The organism is Sphingobacterium thalpophilum (assembly GCF_901482695.1).
GTDB lineage: Bacteria > Bacteroidota > Bacteroidia > Sphingobacteriales > Sphingobacteriaceae > Sphingobacterium > Sphingobacterium thalpophilum.
In genome coordinates this window covers 2,454,211-2,473,876 of record NZ_LR590484.1, presented here as the reverse complement: position 1 = coordinate 2,473,876, position 19,666 = coordinate 2,454,211, and the positions used below count along the sequence as shown (strand labels likewise).

General features: G+C 42.6%; 11 protein-coding genes. 1 reads left to right on the top strand and 10 read right to left on the bottom strand.

From position 1 onward, the window contains the following. Genes FGL37_RS10300 through FGL37_RS10285 form a run of 4 tightly spaced genes read right to left on the bottom strand, consistent with a single transcriptional unit; the run spans position 1 to position 4,821 of the window. A complete protein-coding gene (locus FGL37_RS10300; protein ID WP_028072003.1) occupies positions 1-780 on the bottom strand; it encodes a rhamnogalacturonan acetylesterase in 780 nt (259 codons plus the stop codon). 8 nt (positions 781-788) lie between these two features. Beyond that, entirely contained in the window at positions 789-1,559 is a 771-nt protein-coding gene (locus FGL37_RS10295; RefSeq protein ID WP_028072002.1) for a rhamnogalacturonan acetylesterase, read from the bottom strand. Positions 1,560-1,614: 55 nt separating this feature from the next. Further along, on the bottom strand, positions 1,615-3,465 hold the full coding sequence (locus FGL37_RS10290; protein WP_028072001.1) for a rhamnogalacturonan lyase: 1,851 nt from the start codon (positions 3,463-3,465) through the stop codon (positions 1,615-1,617). A gap of 33 nt (positions 3,466-3,498) precedes the next feature. Continuing rightward, positions 3,499-4,821, bottom strand: a complete 1,323-nt coding sequence (locus FGL37_RS10285; protein WP_037534461.1) for a rhamnogalacturonidase — start codon at positions 4,819-4,821, stop codon at positions 3,499-3,501. 630 nt (positions 4,822-5,451) lie between these two features. On the opposite strand from FGL37_RS10285, the gene FGL37_RS10280 reads away from it, so the two are divergent. Beyond that, the gene (locus FGL37_RS10280; protein ID WP_028071999.1) at positions 5,452-6,822 is read left to right on the top strand and encodes a glycoside hydrolase family 28 protein; all 1,371 of its coding nucleotides are present in this window, start codon (positions 5,452-5,454) and stop codon (positions 6,820-6,822) included. A gap of 144 nt (positions 6,823-6,966) precedes the next feature. On the opposite strand, the gene FGL37_RS10275 is transcribed toward FGL37_RS10280, so the two are convergent. The 6 genes from FGL37_RS10275 to FGL37_RS10250 all read right to left on the bottom strand — a co-directional run bounded on the left by FGL37_RS10275 (position 6,967) and on the right by FGL37_RS10250 (position 19,652). Then, positions 6,967-9,828 carry a glycoside hydrolase family 2 protein gene (locus tag FGL37_RS10275; RefSeq protein WP_028071998.1) on the bottom strand — a complete coding sequence of 954 codons (2,862 nt, stop codon included), beginning with the start codon at positions 9,826-9,828 and terminating at the stop codon, positions 6,967-6,969. Between the two features lie 438 nt (positions 9,829-10,266). After that, entirely contained in the window at positions 10,267-11,691 is a 1,425-nt protein-coding gene (locus tag FGL37_RS10270) for a sialate O-acetylesterase (RefSeq protein ID WP_028071997.1), read from the bottom strand. 25 nt (positions 11,692-11,716) lie between these two features. After that, positions 11,717-12,655, bottom strand: a complete 939-nt coding sequence (locus tag FGL37_RS10265; protein ID WP_028071996.1) for a glycoside hydrolase family 43 protein — start codon at positions 12,653-12,655, stop codon at positions 11,717-11,719. 50 nt (positions 12,656-12,705) lie between these two features. Then, positions 12,706-15,120, bottom strand: coding sequence for a glycosyl hydrolase 115 family protein (locus tag FGL37_RS10260; RefSeq protein WP_138096777.1), 2,415 nt, complete (start codon positions 15,118-15,120; stop codon positions 12,706-12,708). A gap of 15 nt (positions 15,121-15,135) precedes the next feature. Beyond that, positions 15,136-17,664: an alpha-L-arabinofuranosidase family protein gene (locus FGL37_RS10255; protein WP_081818001.1), complete on the bottom strand. Its 2,529-nt coding sequence runs from the start codon at positions 17,662-17,664 to the stop codon at positions 15,136-15,138. Between the two features lie 152 nt (positions 17,665-17,816). Continuing rightward, complete coding sequence (locus FGL37_RS10250; protein WP_028071993.1) at positions 17,817-19,652, bottom strand: RagB/SusD family nutrient uptake outer membrane protein; 1,836 nt, start codon at positions 19,650-19,652, stop codon at positions 17,817-17,819. Between the last annotated feature and the right edge of the window lie 14 nt (positions 19,653-19,666).

Below are 19,666 nucleotides of genomic sequence, written 5' to 3'. Positions count from 1 at the left end.
TTACATAAATTTCTTTAAGCCAATTTTGCCTTTCGCTTTCAGTTGTTCCGCCAGCAATTTGGCATTGAGTAAAGCGCCGGCCTTATTGGTATGTGTCGCATCTGTGGAACCAAAAAATTCAGCTTCTACGGTGCTTTTCCCGAGAGCTTCATACTGCGCGATCACTAGATCCTGCAGGGGTATAAAGAACGCACCGGCTTGCTTTGCAGCCTCCTTGGCCCATACAGCATAATCCGATCTGCGCACCTGGTTACCCTCCCAGGCGTTGCGCGGAATAGGTGAACAGATAATTGCTGTAGCGCCCTTATCTTGAATATTTTTCACAAATCGACGTAAGTAAAAACCATAACTATAGACAACTTCGTGTTGCTTCAACAACGGGTTATACACTTCCTGATAATCGTCGCCATTTCCCTTTATCGTCCCACGGGCACGCAACGTATCCACAATGGGACTTGAATCATTATGCCCAAACTGCATGAGTACAAAGTCCCCGGGCTGTATACTATCCAGAACCTTCTGCCAAAGCTTGGGATTATTATAAAAAGTCCGCGTGCTCGTACCTCCCAGTGCACGGTTCTTCACTTCGATCTTATCCGCTTTAAAATACTGACCAATAAAGCTCCCCCATCCCCATTGTCCGTTTGAACCATTTCCCTGTCCATTTTTTACGGTGGAATCGCCAATAATAAACAAGGTCGGTTTACGTTGCTGTTCCAAAAACGACATGCTGATTACAGCAAAAAAGACCGCAGCCCATGGCAACAATTTCAATTTCATCTTCACTATCATTTAATATATTGAACTAACTGGCTTTTAATCCTACGGAATCCTTCAATAACAGACAATGCATTTTCTCGCGCTCCGGCTTTATTCGTATGGGTATGGTCACCCGGAAAATAACTGGATTTTACGATATCAGCACCAAGCTGGTCATATTTATCTGCGGTAATACTGTTCAGATCCAAAAAACCGACTCCCTGCTCTACTGCAATCTGCTTAGCCCACAAACCAAAGTCTTTGTCGGCCCGTTTCACTCTACCTTTGTCATCCCATTGGTTCCGCGGAATCATGGACAATACAATCGGGGTCACTCCCTTTTTCTTTGCTTCCATCACAAATCGACGTAGATTTTCACCATACGTGCGTACGGTCTCTTTTTTCCCATTGCCCCAATCCAGCACAACTGAATCTTTACCGATACCGCGCAGGACACCCCGATATCCCTGTTTGCTGGTATCGGGCTTACTGCCCTCGTTATGGCCAAACTGAATCAATAAAAAGTCTCCAGGCTTGAACAAAGAATCAACTCTAGCCCATCTTCCCTCTTTGACAAAGGTACGTGTACTCCGTCCAGCCATCGCATGATTGTCTACACGGACGCGTGTCGTATCCAAAAATTCAGGAAGCAGGGTACCCCAGCCCCAATATTCTTTATTGCTATTTTTAACTGTCGAATCACCGATAAGATAAATCGTTGGCCGATCTTGCTGCTTTGCAAAGGATATTAAAAGAATCGCTACCAATGCCATTCCTATCCATTTTATTGTATGCTTCATTTGTTACTTAGCTATTATTTCAATCAAATAAAACCCAAATTGTGCTTCCATCTTTTTACTTTTTGTCCGCCGTCCTGATCAACCGAATGTTTGGTTTAACCGGGCGATCCATCCCCACGCCGAGATAATATCCAGTATGTGGCGGCTGGTTATAGCCTACATTTTGCCAAGCTATGCTCAAGCGATATTGCGGATCGTGCATTAGGGTATACAGGCGGTGTTCTGTGGGAATGGTGGACGTATATACGCGTAGACTCTGGTTGTCTTCGGCACGCAGAATCAGCTCTTCACGCCAGTCGCCAAAGATATCTGCACTTAGATTGGGTGTACTTTTAGTGCCATTGATCGATGATGCACCCATTGCCGTAAAGATCCGTTGCGTTTTCCCGTTTTTATATTTTTCAATATAATTGCTGTTTAAGAGTTCCCGACTTAAATCAGCATCCCACCAGATCAAAAAATTGGTCGATCTCGGTGCCGGACCTACCTTATTTCCTTTGGCATCATACATATCTCTAGATCCCAGCCACCACAGGTATGCCCCTTTATGACGGGGGTCAATATTTCCCGCAACACCGCGGGGGACGTCTTGATCCATGGCATTTTTAAATAATATGGCTCCTGTTTTAGCATCCAACATGGCCACACCAGTTCCTTTTCGACCACCTTTTAATTCATGAATTCCAAAAATCTCCAGACCGGGTCTTTCCGGATCCAAATCAGCGACATGCAGCGCGTCACCATGCCCCAGACCCGTACTGTATAAACCTTTACCATCATCATCAATAACCATCGAACCAAAGACAATTTCATCTTTGCCATCCTGGTCGACATCCGCAACCGTGAGATTGTGGTATCCCTGACCAGAATAAGGATCTTTACGAAATTTACTATCGAATACCCAACGGCTTACCAATTTTTTATCCTTGAAGTCCCATGCTGCCAGGGCTGTACGCTCATAATATCCTCTGGTCATGACAACACTGGGGTGTACGCCATCCAGATAGGCTACACAGGCTAAAAATCGATCACTGCGATTGGCATTGGTATCTCCCCATGAACGTAAATCGCCACGCTCAGGCAGATAATCTACCGTGCTCAGGGCTTTGCCCGTCAATCCATCAAATACGGTTAAATATTCAGGTCCTTTCAATATACGACCGACAGTAGGCGAGTTTGATACGGTATCGCGCCAATCGGCCTTTGCATTACCAATAACATTTCCCAGTCCATCTTTTGTACCGTCGGCGGTTTTACAGACCAGCTCTGCGCGGCCGTCACTGTCGAGATCATACACCATAAATTGGGTATAATGTGCCCCTTCCCGGATATTCTTGCCCAAATTGATTTCCCACAGAAAAGTACCATCAAGTTTATACGCTTGCAATATAGGTTCTGAAGTAATTCCATTGTGCGCATTGTCGTGTCCAACTCCAGTCTGGTGAACGATAAGTTCATAGGTTCCATCTCCATCCAGGTCGCCCACAGAAACATCCCCCGGGGTGTAGCCTTCGGGGGTACGTAATTGAATATTCAGGTATTGCTGTACTTTTTGTTCCTTCGGCAAGGTCAGCTTAGCGACTTCTGTTTCTTTTCCTCCGGCCACCATATCCAGAATATAAGTTACATCTTGATTCACATCGACATCATCGTCCAAAAAGTTAGTCCCTTTGGTCAACGGTGAAGTATTCAACTTTTTCTGCTGGCCATTCCCCTCCTTTCTATAAATTGCAAAGGCCGTATCAAAATCGTCAGTACCAAGCAAACGCCAGCTCAAAAAAACAGAGTTGTCCGTCGTTTTTATGCCGACCATCCCCCGATCCAAAAACTCCATTTTACGTTGGGCGGAAACAGCAAGAGAACCGATCAGTGCTCCTGTCAAAAGAATAAGTTTTGTCTTCATCATTCAAAGGTGTAAATCACAGTAGACTGGCCCATGTTATTGCTTTTTATTATTAACAGTTACATTATTTAGAACAAAGTTTTTAATATATTCCTTGTGAATGACAGGATCTTTGGCGGCACGAACATGCATATTCTGAAATGTAAAATCCGATAGCACATATTGCGTTGAATTGAGGACGTCAAATACGATGTCGCAATCCAGATCAATGTTGCGCAGCACTATATTTCTTGCATAGGACATTTTGATATCTTTCTCGCCTTTTAAATCGAAAAATTGGGTCCAAGGTTTGATAAAGAGCATGCTATTGACATTTCCCTTTATATTTTCGATCAATATATTTTCATATTCCTGTGGTGTGTCAGGACGCATCTTTAATTGCAACAGCTTGCGTGCTTTATCTAAAGTATTATTTCTAAAAATCACATTGTAACTGTGAATGGATTCACTGCCACAAGTCAGCGCGCTATGACAAAATCCAAAAAAACAATTTTCGATAATAATATTTGAATTAGGGCCATTATTAGGATCTTTGTCGGACTTGGGGCCTTTGCCACCTTTTAACGCAATTGCATCATCGTTGACGGATAAGTAGCAATCCTTAATCAGTACGTTGCGGCAGACATCCAAATCAATTGCATCGGAACTAGGCGCCTTGACAGGTTCCTTTGGCGCTGAAATATGTAGGCCGATCAATTTGAGATTTCCACACTTATAATAATGGGAGGTCCAAAACGGTGAATTGATCAAGCGAATACCTGAAATCTGTACGTCTTTGCTATTAGAGACATAAAGTAAACGTGGACGCATCTCGTCCATATTTGTGCATTGTGGATTAAACTGTCTCCGAAGCCAAAAGGATCGCCAGTAGCGTAAACCATTTCCATCGAGTGTACCCTTGCCTGAGATCGTAAATCCATCCACCTGATCGGCGTTGACGAGCGCCAAAAAATATTTCACTGTTTGACCTTCCATTCGGGTCTCCGCCAATGCAAAATCTGCAATATCATCGCTTCCCTTCAATACTGCTCCTTCTTCTAAGTATAAATGTGTTTTCGGCTTAAAGAATAAAGATCCGCTCAAATAGATACCCTTAGGCACGACGACAACTCCACCACCGCTTGCATAGGCTTTATCAATTGCTTGTTGGATCTTGGCCGTTTGCACCAGGGTGCTATCCTTCGTAACACCAAAATCCGTAATCAGAAATTTCTTGCCGAGCGTTGCTATCTCAGTCGATTTTACCGTCTCAAACCATTTTGAGATTGCTGTTCCATCCGGAAACTTTTCTTGTGCCTGTGCGCAGGATAGAATCGCTATTGATGCGAGTACATGTAAAAATCGAAAGAATTTTTTCATAATATTGGTTTTTATTAAGTCTAGTTTTCCCGCTTGTCTACCTCTTATTAAAAAAGATAAAGATAGCTTTGAATTGATCAGCATATTTAAGAACGCTTAAATATGTAGTTACTTTAAAAGTATCAACATTTTTAAGAAGAGCCGTCCTGTAGTATCCTGACCAAACTTGAGGAGCCAGTCACAAAACACTCATATCCATCGATAATCACACCGCCAGCAAAGATTGAAAGCTTTTCGTAATATATTTGTTATCAAGAAAACTGTGAGAGAACATTGAAGTATCCTAACACGAACTCCGTACCAACTTATGGCCAACTCCTGACTGTAACCACGTTGTGTGCACAGTGAGTCCACCTTGAGTCCACCTTTTAATTGTTAAGTCACCATGCTGACACCGTTTTTACAAGTAGCTTGCAGTCAGGAGTTGGTATGGATTTGGTCATAACCTGTTCTTAAGAAAGCCCCTCAGAGATGACCAGATTTATAATACCTGCTGTGTTCCACAACAACTGACTTGTACTGTCCTGCCCGGCAAAATTAGGTTGCACTTGGATAGTTCGTTATTTTTAACAATTATTGTTTTTAGCCACTTAACAGTAGGATTGCCTACGAAACACATGACTGTCAATTATGAGATATAAGTTAATATTTTCCCTCATTTTATGCTCAATCGTTGTCACTCGATTGAGCATTGCACAAACAGGTAAGATCAAACAAGAACAGATCAACATCCAGGCACCTTTTGAAATTCCTGTATTCAACGTACCCAATTTCGAACATTGTAAAAACTACGATATCCGCGATTTTGGCGCGCGTCAGGGCGACAAGAAAAGTACCACTGCCGCAATTGCGAAAGCAATTGATCTCGCGACAAAGTCTGGTGGAACTATCATCATCCCTCCAGGTGAGTGGACAACCAAGGCAATCCACTTAAAGAGCAATGTCAACTTACATGTCAGTGCAGGGGCTACCTTATTGTTTTCGGGCGACCCGAAAGACTATTTACCTGCTGTTCACAGTAGCTGGGAAGGGCTTGAGTGCTATAATTATTCGCCGTTGATCTATGCATACGAAGCGACAAATGTTGCTATCACGGGGAAAGGAACACTAAAAGCAGATCTGAGCGTCTGGGAGAAATGGTTTCCGAGACCAAAACCGCACATGGAAAGTATCAAAAATCTCTATAACTGGGCGCAAGAAGGGGTCCCTGTCGAACAACGGCTTATGGTCAATGACACATCCAACCTTAGACCTCAGTTTATTCAATTTAACCGTTGCCAACATGTCCGGGTCGAAGATATCAAGATCCGAAACAGTCCTTTTTGGACCTTGCACCTCTATTTAACGAAAGATGCACTTGTCCGTGGTGTTGACATTTACGCGCATGGGCATAACAATGATGGAATTGACCCAGAAATGAGTCAGAATGTATTGATTGAAAATTGCGTATTTGATCAAGGGGATGATGCCATCGCATTGAAGTCAGGTAGAAATCCTGAAGGTTGGAGATTGAAAACGCCAACAAAAAATATTGTGATCCGCAATTGCGAGATTCGTGACGGTCATCAGCTCCTGGCTGTTGGGAGTGAGCTTTCGGGCGGAATCGAAAACATCTATGTGGACAATTGCACTGTACTGCCCAATGAGAAACTCATGCATCTACTCTTCATCAAAACCAATGAACGGATGGGCGGTTATGCCAAGAACATTTATTTTTCAAATATCAAAGCCAAAAACCTTAAAGAAGGTATACTCGGAATTGATACCGATGTACTCTATCAATGGCGAACTTTGGTCCCTACCAAAGTAAAAAAACTGACACCAATAAAGAATATCTATCTTTCCCACATTCAAGCGGAAGTAGGCCAGTTTGTATCCAAGATCAATGGTAATCCGGAGCTTCCCATTCAGACGGTTCAATTGAAGGACGTACATCTTATAGAAACAACATCAACTGCTATCCAAAACAAATATGTCAATGATTTTTCCTACAACAATTAGCAATAAAACTAAAATTGAGCAGAAACTTTTTTCAATAAACCTGAATAAGCATTAGTGAAAAGAATGCACGTCATTAAGACTACACCCATAAAAAAAATGGGCTTTTCTATTAACAGAGAAAAGCCCATTTTTTATCCTATTCTTTTAATCTGTCAATACATTAACCTTAGGCATGACAAATTGTGTATTCTCTTTTTCGCCCTTCGGTGTACCAAAGTAAAAATAGAGTGTCCGATTAACCTTTTTATCCATTTGATTAAGCTCACCTGCAGGTCCATTCACAGCAGCATTTCCATTGATTCCTAACGCCAGCTTTGTTCCAATAGGGGGAATAGCATCCAAAAAGGAAATATCCCCCGTCGGCAACTGTGGATAGCCTTTAGGGCCTGAAATCCCATAAAACTCAAACAATCGCACAAATAAATCTTCCTGATCTGTTGCGACCAAAAACTTGCCTTGCACGGTATTGAATTGTACCCAACTAACATCGGAGAAGTAGCCTTTAAATTCAGGAAATGTCCATGGCCCAATACCTGCTTTGCCATCATTGTACATTTTTTCCCATGTATTTAGTGTGACGCCTTGCATCCTATTCTTCCATACGCGATAAGGCCCATTACCAAGCCACTTGGCCCCGATAATATAGTTTTCAGGAAAGTTAAAGCTGACGCCCGCATAGGGTACTGATTTCTTCATATTATATGCATAACCAAGTTTTAACCAACCGTCAGGGCGCATTGTCCAACGGATAAAACTTAGATGACCATCAAACGCAAACTCAACAACTTCATTTTTCCCCTCTTGCCAACGTTTAGCACTTTTCAGCTCCGACTGGCCATCGATAAGTACCGGGCCATTATTGAATGCCAATTTCATGCTATACTCATTGGCAAGATCAACTAATAATCCTGTTTTTCTAGAAATGAATGCTGTTATTCCATTTGCCTTAAGGATATAATGCGCACTGTCTTCTTTCGCTTCAACATCGGTTGAAGATTTCAACGGCAGAATCTCAGCCGTAAGCATCTGATTGGATTTTATACGCCATGTCCAGGTATAAATTTCCTGCCCATGGGGATCAATCGCAGTCAATACCAGCGCATCATACTGTTTCCAGTCATTAGGCAAATTCAACTGCAAATTTCCTTTTTGCGTCGGAGCCAAAACGGGACTATTTACCACTAGATGCAACACCGAATCCACACCTGCTTCTTCCGCATAGGGCTGTTGATAGGTAATCAGTTTACTCTCAAACCGGCAATCTTTTAGATCGGTAAAATGATAACGATTTTCCACCGGAATGGTTCCGTTGAAGTCAGCAGGTAATTTCTTCATCGTAATATGCACGGGTGCATAGATTTCCCGAATGGCATAGAAACTTCCCTCTTTTTCGCGATGTGGCCCAAGGATTCCATCAGGAGCATTTACGCGGTTGACATCGATCACATTGTTGAAATCTGTACGCACAATGCCCTCATCTGCAAAATCCCAAATAAATCCGCCTGCACCTAATCTGGCATTCCAATGCAGCTCCCAGATATCCGCCAAACCCGCCGCAGCACCGCCATCATCCTGTGCATGGAGAAATTCGGTCGGCATATAAATATTGGGACCTTCCAGAATCTTTTTTGTCGAATAAAAGTCTTCATAGTGGTTACAGTCAATTCCATTGATGGCATTTCCCGGTCTATGGTGCGCATGAATTACTGTTCTAGCCGAAAGATCATATTTCTTGTACTCATCTACAAGCTCTTTATTGTGTCCTCCTTCATTGCCGTTGCTCCATAGAATAATGGAAGGATGATTGGCATCCCTGATAACCATTTCTTGCACCAGTTTCTTACCCACAACGGTGCTGTATGCCTTTTGCCAGCCGGCCAATTCATCCAAAACATATAGTCCCAATGAATCGCAATAAGCCAAAAATGAACGGTCTGGCGGATAATGCGAACAACGCACCGCATTCATATTCATTTCCTTGATCAATTTAACATCGTTCAGATCCAATTGTGCGTTCACCGACCGTCCGGTTTCGGGCCACCATACATGACGGTTGACACCTTTCATCTTCACTTTTACGCCATTGACATAGATACCATCGCCCTGACGAACTTCGATCGTCCTGAAACCAAAACGATCCTGGTATTGATATCCTTTGTTCTTCCCATTCCATAGGGTATAGGTTACCTGATATAGGTTTGGTGTCTCGGCGGTCCATAATGAAGGTTTTTCTACTTTCATTTCGACCAATTTCACGGAGTCTTTAGCACTAACCGGAAATTTCTGACTCGAAATCACATTCCCCTCCAGATCTTTGATCTCTACCGATAGACTGTTGGCCTTAGACAAGCTCTCTAAATGCACATTGCTCCGAAAAGTTCCGTCTGCTTTCGCATCTATAGCTGTCCAGCTGATATGCTCCTGTGGTGTCGCCTCCAAGTATACGGGTCTATAAATCCCCCCTAAAATCCAATAATCCGCAAGACGCTCCGCATTGTTGACAGATTTATCGGAAGACATTTTCGATACAGTAGCTTCCAGTATATTGGCCTTGTCAAAGGTAAGCTTGTCAGTAACATCGTACTTAAACTGGTAGAAGGCACCGTGATGGATATCTCCGGCTGGCTTCCCGTTTATTTTAACTTCGGTGTCGGTCATTGAACCTTCAAAAACAAGACTTATTTTTTTACCTTTCCAATTTTTTGGAACAGTAAACTGGTGACGATACAAACCTTTTTCATCGTGAAAGATGAAATTCTTACCATAGGTCACATAATCCCGACCATAGTTGTAAGCCCCAAATCCCTGTTGCTCCCAGTGACTGGGAACTGCAATCTTATCCCACTTTCCCGCTTTACGTCCTCCCGTCACCCAGAAGTCCCAATTGACCGTATGAACATTGTCCGTTCCCGAGAGATACTGTATTTCCTTCACTGTCTGCGCGGAGGCAATATGTGCCATCATAATGTATATCAGCGCAAAGAAGACAATTCGAATTTTAAACATAGGTTTTTTTTATTGTATTAGCAATCTCCTAAAATAAAAAGTTCAGGACACTAAAGTGTCCTGAACTCACCTGAATGGTTTTCGCTGGCAACATCTATAGTTAAACATTCCGTACTGCCGATACAGCACAGCACAGGATGACAAATTCATTTGAGATTCCTAAACTTGTACTATTCATTGGTGATTTCGCCATTTAGATGGTGAGTATCTATGTGATGGTTTAGATGAAACTATGCGAATTGTATCACAGGAAAGCCAATGAAAAAGCATTATATTTTTTATCATAAATTTAGGATTAATTGGTTATTTTAAAGGTTTTCATTCTCTCCGTCTGAAAACCTTTTTTTATGACAATTACTTGGTTTATGAGGACAACAACGTGACTATTTGATCATTACAGCATCTTAAATAGTTCAAAAGAAAGGTCTCACAAATACACTATTCCGTTCTAAAAGGCAATGCCGGTAATCCGTCCTTATTGAAAAAATTGGGACGCGCTGTTTCATGCCAAGCAAAACGAACCTGTTTTGGGTACCTTACTGATGCTGAGGATACAATGACATGATCGCCCTCGATCTTTGCTTCGGCAGGCACAAATTTGCCATCTGAACCAGCAATCTCAAACCAGGACAGTTGATCTCCTTTGCATTGCAATCCGCCGCCCACATAGTTAAAATTCAGTACTATGCGATTATTGACTATCTTTTTGCTTTTATATTGCGGTCCGGAAAAAACAATATCTTTTTGACCATAATCTAATGCCAGGGGCCATAATGCCAAACGTCTTCCTACTTCCCATTTGTAGGACGGGTGTATATCCGAAAGATCATCGACCAAATCAGTGACTACAGCCATTCCCGAATTTTTAATGTTCATGCATTTTGCCTGGATCTCCCAAAACCAAGGCAATGCCTCGGCCTTATGTTTTATTTTATCGTTTCTTTTACTATAGTAATAAGGGGCAATCTGAACATAATAAAATGGCATATTTTTGTCCTTCCAGCGCTTTCGCCAGGTATCGATCAGTAATTTCTGTTTTGCATAATAACGTGCATCCTCAATCATCAGATTGCTTTCGCCTTGATACCAGATAAAGCCTTTCATCGCAAAAGGTGCCAATGGACGGATCATCGCTTCGTACATTTCACCAGCGACAGCGTTTTCAATTTTCGTTTCACCATTTTGCGTTTCCCGCCGAAAGGTGCTGGAGTTTTGATAGACTTCCAATGGTGTCCATGGCTCTATCCTACTGCCTCCCCATGACGAACTAATCAATCCAACGGGAACATTCAACTGCTGTTGCAGGGTCTTTCCAAAGAAATAACCGGGAGCCGAAAATGGCGCGAGTGAATTCGGATCGGCCATTTCCCATCCCTTAGTCTCCACATCTTCCTGTTGGCCTTTCCTTTTGGCGACAAGGAATAAGCGAATTTTTGGATTTTTAGGTTGTCGCAATTCTTCCTCCGCGTGATCAACGCCTACAGCAGGCTTCTTGTAACCTTTATGTAACTGCATCGTATACTCCATATTGGACTGCCCAGAACACAACCAGACTTCACCAACAACAACATTCTCCAACAAGATTGTATTATCGCCCTTTACTTCAATAGTAAAGGGATCGAAACTGGCTTTTTGAGCTGTAAAGGTAGCGCTCCATGCTCCTTTGTGATCAGCCACCGTCTTTCTTGTCAAACCCTTCAATTTGATTTCAATCTTCTCCTGAGGATCCGCATGTCCCCAAATAACCACTGGCTTACCTTGCTGAAGCACCATATTCGAACCAAAAACGCGAGGTAATGTGATCTTAGCCTGCGCACTCAGCGCAATAGCTGCCCCAAAAAAGGATAAAAGAATTCTTTTCATGCTATCAGAAACTACTTACGAGGAATCAATTTGCTTTTAATAAATTTGATAGAACGGTTTGATTGACCGTAAAAGCCGTTCCATGACGGGCACCTTTCGGAAAAGTCACCAGATCGGAGACATCTTCCCAGTGGATGCCGTCTTTGCTTCGTACGGCGCCATATTTGTGATCGCGGTATTTATCAAAATAAACGTATATATATTCTCCAACTTGCAATGGTGCGGGACCTTCCGCCCAATAATCACCTGTAATCGGCTTCGAGACAGTAGTCGGGAATCCCTGCGATAAACGCTTTGTTTTGGTGATTCGAATATTTTTCTCAGGCGGATTAGAATTCTCATTTTTCAACACCATCATATATTCCTGATTGGATTGCTGTATAATAGCCGCATCAATGACACTAAATTCGGGATCAAAAAATAACTTGGTTTTTGAGAAACGTTTAAAATCCTTTGTCGTCACGCTATACATCCGGTGGTTTAAGCCTTTCTCACTATCACTGGTCTGTACCTCTGTATGTCGGCCAGGGATCGTTGTGGCCCAAAGGATATAATATTCCTTCGTTGCTTTGTCGTAAAAAAGCTCCGGAGCCCATGCATTTTTTGCATCAGGTTCATCCACCATGACCGGTATTGCTTTTTGTTCGGTCCATTCCATCAGATCTTTGGAAGAGGAATATCCGATAATTTTGTCCCACCAACCCGTTGTCCACACCAAGTGAAAGGTACCATCAGGGCCCTGACAAATACTGGGGTCACGCATCAGTTTATCTTTTCCTACCGTTGGTGTTAAGAGCGACTTTCCCTGATTCAATGGTTCCCATTTCAAACCATCCAAACTATAAGCTAAATGCAATCCATCAGCACCATTACCTATAAAATAGGAGAAAAGATACACGGGAGATTGTGCCTTTACGAGGCAAGTTAAAATAACGAAGAGTGTGACTAGAAATTGTTTTTTCATTTTTATATCCTTAATCATGAGTTTCCACTACACCGTTGGAAACGAATACCTTAATCCAAATATACGGTTACTTCATCAACCACTACCCCCTCATCAAGTGCTTTGATGCGCAATATTTCCTGTTGCACAGAAGTGACCTTAAATTTGATTGTTCGAATAGCTTGATTTCGCAAGACATTCTCTTTCCATTCTTCACTTCGTCCGACTGTTTTATAGGAAATAGCAGGCGAATGCTGTTGCCCTAAGGAAACTTCAAAACGTAAATCATCTGAAGAGACCGGGTGTGCAGGCAGCAAGTGGACGACAATGGTAACAGAATCGCCCTTTAATCCCTTGAGCCTATAACTAGCTTCTACGCCCAACGGGATAGCTGCGGCCTGCCCTTGATAGCCTAAGCCTTCATATGGTATTGAACCTGTTAAATCTTTACCAGTAATCCGCTTGACAGGCTGATCATCATTGACCATCGGAACAACAGCTTTTTCTTCTACAATCTTATCGAAAACAGCAAGGTTTCTTGGTTTATAGTCCATCATACCCTTCCACTTTCCTTTGTTCAACAAATTGTATTGCGCAGTTAAGGTAACGATTTTATCATACGCATCATGGCTTTTTTGCCACTCAGCTTTGCCATGTCGTGCCAACTGTGCATAGAGGTGTTTCTCATTCATCTTTGCCGCTGCCACAACCGGATACAGGACTAATTCAAAATAGGCATCCTTTCGATCTAACGGAACTGATTCCCAAATTGATGTGGCCGCATCTTGGATATGTTTATATTGTACCAATCGCTTCTGAATCTGCTGCTCGGACCAAGGTAGGTCTTTCACAAGTTTATAGGCTGGATCTTTTTCTTCGGTACGCGTATTTCCCATAAACTCCGGCTTTCGAATATGGGCCAATCGATAATGCTCCTGCATAATTGGTCCTATTTTTTTTGCTAAACGGTGACCAAATTCCCGTTGCAAAAATTGATTCATATGCTGGTTGATGCCCATTTTTTGTACTTGATCTATATTCCAAGCCATGTCCATCAGGAGTTCAATCTGGTATTCGGCAGGCTTAATATCCCCTACATTGACAATCCACATTTTCCGCACATCGTGCTGGTACGCTGTGCTCAACTGCTGATAGATCAGCGCCGGACTCATGGTCGACAACCAGAGATAATCATGGGGCCTACCCCAATAGGAAATATGATAATAAAGTCCATTACCACCAGCTCTTTTTCTTTCTTTCTGATCTGGAAAGTGGGTGACATAGCCATAATTATCGTCGCACCACATCAATGTGGCATAATCTGGAACCGCTATACCGGCACGATAGACATCCAAAACTTCTTTATAGGGTATCACGACTTGGGGAATCTGCGCCGGATCCGAATTGACATATTTTTTTAATAGATCCGTCTGATCCTGAAGGACCTGATTGAACGCATCTTTATAAGCTGCTATTGTTTTGACACCTTCCATTGCTCCATCATGTTTCCCCCGCATACCAAGTGTAAAGATGTTATGGGATTGCCCAAGTGTTTTCAGTCGATTGGACCAATAGTCAATAATTTCCTTTTTATTTGTTAAGTAATTATATGGCCCCTTGCCTACGATATCCCATTCCGTCGCACTATTTCGAGCAAGGGGTTCACAATGAGATGAGCCGATATATATTCCATATTTTTCGGCCATTTCCCGATTTCCTTGAACAAAATAGAAAGGGACAGTTACCTCATGCATGGCTGGCCAGATCGAATTGGCCCGAAGGCGTAACAATAATTCAAAAATACGGGCATACGTCTTCGGCCCGATCGTAGCCATTTTTGTTGTTTTCGTCGGATCAATTCCTGCATCCAACCTCGCTTCGGGTTCATAGGTTTGGCTACTCCAAGGTGTCAATCCCCAGTCCTCATCATTTAAAAAAATCCCTCGGAATTGCACTTTCGGAGATTGCCTATCTTCGAAATCAGCAGCCAGAGATACGGTTGATTGTTTACGCGGAACAACATCTGCCCACCAACTCCATGGAGAAACACCTAATTTTCTGGAAATTTCCATCACTCCATATGCCGTTCCTCTAGCATCAGATCCTACCACTAAAAGTGTTGGTATTTTTTCCATTTGAATCACTTTCAAATAAAAAGCTTCCCATTTAGCGTTTATATCAGCAAGAGAAAGGTGATGATCTTTTATCAATTTGCTAATAATGGGATCATTTAATTCCCCAATTATAATTGCACCAGCATCTGCACTGTCTATTCGTTTAAAAGCACATTGGCCAACCTGCTTTGCATCAGCATCCAAAATTTCCAATGCAGTTTCAACCACAGGGCTACTACCTCCATAATAGACATTCGCAGCCTGATTATTTTTGATCAGATTGAATCCTGAATGGGCAAACAAGGGTACAATGGCCAAACAGAGATTTATAAAAACTAAAATAGACTTCTTCTGCAAAGCTGGATATATCATATGATTCGAATAAGACTATTTCGCACCCGGCTGGATTCGGATGATGGTTAATGAATAAGGCGGCAATTGCTGGTTTTTGAGCTTGTCAACGGTCACGATCTTTTCTTCGGGTTTTGCTGTTTTACTTTCTAATTTTCCTGTCAACTGAGAAACAAGGGCCGTATCACCCTTCACATTGAGCTGATCCAGTTCCAATTGCATATTGACCGCAACAGGCAAAATATTGACCAATTTTATGATAAACGATTGATCTTGCAGGTCTTTGACGATAGAAAATGCTACACGTTTACGGACATCCGAAGCTGCATTGGAATAACTTGCTTCGACAGGAATGTACTCAGTGCCGCTATTATTGCCAAATAATTGTTGTACATAGTAGGATGGTGTTAATCTCACATCAGTATTGGTAAAATAAATAAGGTCAGGTCGCCATTGTGTATAACCGTCTTTGGCTAACAGTGGCGCGTAAGACGCCATCTTAACGATATCGCCATTTCTTTCCAATGCCGTGAGATAGGCCGCTTCCGCCAATGCAACTTCCAAGGTACTCGCCCGCCCATCAATATGCGCCGCATATTCTCCTAAATACACCTGCGATTTACTTCGATCGTATTTATCGTAGAAATCCTGGTTATGAATAAACCAGCCCGGTGTCTGATAGTAATGTTCATCCATAATAGGGATACGTAATTTATCCGCAATTTTCCAGCCTTCCACATAATCAGTGCCCTGGAAAAATGGGCCAGCTGTTCCGATGACCTGTATTTCAGGATATTTCTCGCGGATAGCATTATAAATCATCGTAAAACGTTCCTCAAATACGTCTGATATCAGATCTTCGTTCCCTACGCCAATATATTTTAGATGAAACGGTTCCGGATGGCCTGCAGCAGCCCGAACTTTTCCCCAGGTACTATTTTTATCCCCGTTGGCCCACTCGATCAGGTTCAGTACTTCCTGGACATAGTCATCCATATCTTCCATGGGGATACCGCATTGTTGTCCTCCTAGTGGATGGCCATGTGAGCCCGAATTTTGACAAGGCACACCCGCTGCTACGACCGGAACGGCATAAGCCCCAATATCTTCACAAAACTGAAAATATTCATAATATCCCAAACCTACGGTCTGATGATATCCCCACATATTCCGCTGTGGCACGCGGCTTTCCAATGGCCCTACTGTCCTGGACCAATGGTAAATGTTTTCAATGCCATCTCCATGCGCCAGACAACCTCCCGGAAAACGTACAAAGCGTGGATTTAATGCCGCAATCGCCTCCGCCAGATCCTTTCGCATTCCGTTTTTGCGTCCCTTAAACGTATTTTGCGGAAACAACGAGATCAGGTCGAGATCCAGTTGCTGCACATCTGTAAATGCAAACTCCAATACAGCGTCTTTACAGGCCGAACTGGGGGTCAGCACGAATTGGTATTTCTTCCAGTCTTTATCAGCAACGGTTAACGATGTTTCATCCAGTACTTTTCCTTCTTTCGTACTGATTCGGATGTTTAGCCGAGCTTTTTTACCTGCCGGAACTCTTCCAAAAAACGAGAGGTCATAGCGTTCCTGCTTATGCAAAGCAATTCCATCATACCCTATATTTCTTAATATCCCTGAACCACTTAAGCTCGCATAATATTTATTATTGGAATGAATGGGACGTATACTATCAATATGAAATTGCTCAGCACCATCCACGGACCAGGCTGTTTTCTGGTTCCAATTTTTGTCATGCCCCTGCTTATCACTCAATTTATATTCAAAATCTCTATTTTGAATCAGCTCCGCATAGAGGCCTCCATCCGCAGCATAGTTGATATCTTCAAAAAACACACCTACCAACATATCACTGATCGGTTTGCTGAGGGCTGTCCGTGGTGTCAGCCTAACATTCAATGGCTGTAGGCCTGGAAAGCGGGCATCATCGTCAACACTTCTTTCGTACCATTGCTTTTGTTTCAGCACGGCAAGATCATAGTGTTTGATCAGTTCTTTAATAACGGTCCAGGAAACTTTCAGCTTTGTTCCCTTCACAGTCTCGCCGTTGAGCATGACCTGGTGCTGAGCAGATAAACTGTTTTTTACTTCAGAGACTATGGAATGATCCATATTGTTAAGCTTTACAAAATATTCTTGCCTGCCCCAGGTATAAAAATCACTCGTGTGTGTATAAGCATACGGCCCTTCGCTGGATGGACTCAGCTGCCATATAGCGGCCCACCCGCCTTCTTTCTTGGGGATTATTACCGGATTTATCATCCGTTTTTCCTCCCCCCAACGACCATAATCTGATTTTACGAAAGCAAGCGCTGTTCCAATGGAGTTCCATTGTTTACCGTCCAAACTCCATGCATATAGCAACCCTTCGCGGCCGGCATTTTTTTCTTTAGCATAAGCAAATAATTGGGCGGAATCAGGATCAGCAGTAGCCGTCCGAACCGGACGGGCATTGACGTCGAAAACCCAAATAAGACCGAAAAAGCAAACTGCTCTTACCAGAAAAAGAATGTAGGCCCTTAATTTGAAAATATGTCTTTCCATTGGTTATAATTAATCAGAATTTATTTATAAATGTAAAAAATACAATTATAAAACACAAACCTCATAATCAAATGAATGAACTGCTTTTAGGCCTTACAGCTGTAGGCTTCTTTTATCGAAGGCAGGTTGATCCTTTTATTGACACGAACACTTTACTTTAATTTAAATGGTAGATACCAATTGTTCATATCCATCAACTTGCTGCGCACTGCACCTGCTTTCGGGTTATTTGCTTTCAACAATTTCTCATAAACTTTATCGGCCAAGAAGGCCGGATCGTTACGACGCTTTGCTATACGCATCAGATCGGACCAACGTTCGCCTTCGAAAGCAAGCTCAAGAGCAGACTCCTCAATGATTTTATCTTCCAGATCGGCTTGCGGCACATTAAAAGCGGTCATCATGCTTCCGTAACCACTTACTGTACCCGGGCCATATTCAATACCCGGGAATTGCCAACGCGGCATGGTAGCCCGTCCACGGATTCCCGAATTCCGGTACCAAACCCCACGTACAATACTGGCATTGTCTCGCGCGTCAAAATAATAGGGCGAGGATTCAGCAAAAGTAGTTCGATTCGTCCCAAATCCTTCATAAGTTATCTCCGATTCCAATTCGAAAAAATTGCCAGGTATAATACCACCGTCTTTCGTAAACGCTCCATAATAAAAGGTACTGATTAGTCCCCAGTTTGCCAATGCATAGGCCAGACGGCCCTGACCATCCCGATTAGCAGCTTCTGCAAAGCGAAGGTGCGCACCTGCTGCTCGATTGATATTCCAGCGACCGCCTTTATTTAACAAGCTCAATAAATCCCCTGAATTATCCGTAAATTTTGTAATCACAGGATCACCATTTGCCGTAACTTCATAAGATAGCTTACTCCGGGGATCCCAGGGAATACCCGCATTATTGGTCTGTGAATTCCATAAATCAATCACCTTTTGGGAGGGCTTAAGTGCATATTTTCCTGACTTGGAAAATAGCTCTATAAAAGGATTTCCAGGGGCAAAAGAGTTATGATATGGAATAGACCAGTTCCATTCGGAATTCCATTCCCGTACCGTATTCGATAGCGCAAACATACTTCGCCACCCCGCAGTTAAGGAATTGACCAAAGATGACCCCTCCTGAGCTCTCGCAAAACTTACATTAAAGTAGCTCCAGCCAATACGGTTGAAGTTGAACAGGTAATCAATATTACTGTTATTGTCTTCAGCAGACAGCAATCTTTTATAAGTCTTTGCCGCTTCATAATAGTTTCCTTTCCAAAGATAGAGTTCGCCGAGGACATGAGCCTTGCTGATGAACACCTTTTGTGTACTCGCGCCATCTGTGGTAAAAACCAATGTGCTACCTGTTGGATAGGCATAAGGCTCCTGATAAGGCAGGTCTTTTGTATCGTTGATCAGAGAATCCACCAAATTATCGAAAGTTGTTTTAGGATAATTTTCCAAGCTTTTAATCTGATCGACACTTTCAATGGTATTTTTGATATAGGGGACATTTCCAAAGTGGATTCCCAATTGTAAATACAACCATGCTCGCAGCATGGCGAGATCAGAATAACGCTGATTAAATTCGGTATTGCTCAGCTTACCCTGCTGCTCCATCACCTTAAAATTTTTCAAAGCATCATTGCAATTGAAGATAATTTTATAAAAAGCGGATGGATCTGCATAAGGATTGTCTTCTGCTACTTCATGGTTAGAGACCTGCTGCAAATAAGGATTTGCGTTTTGTGTGACGTCCATGAGATCGGCCCTTAATTCGTTCAGGACAATATAACGTTCACCTAATCCGGCTACTTGTCCATAAATTCCGAGCACTACCGCATCGGCATCGGCAAGCGTGTTGTACATTTTTGAACTGTCCAATTTATCTTCGGGCGAGAAATCCAATGCTTTCTTACAAGATGTAAAAGAAAGGCTACAGGCCAATAAGGCCCAGAGCGAATATTTCGAGTATTTTCTGTATGTGTTACACATGGTATATTAAATTT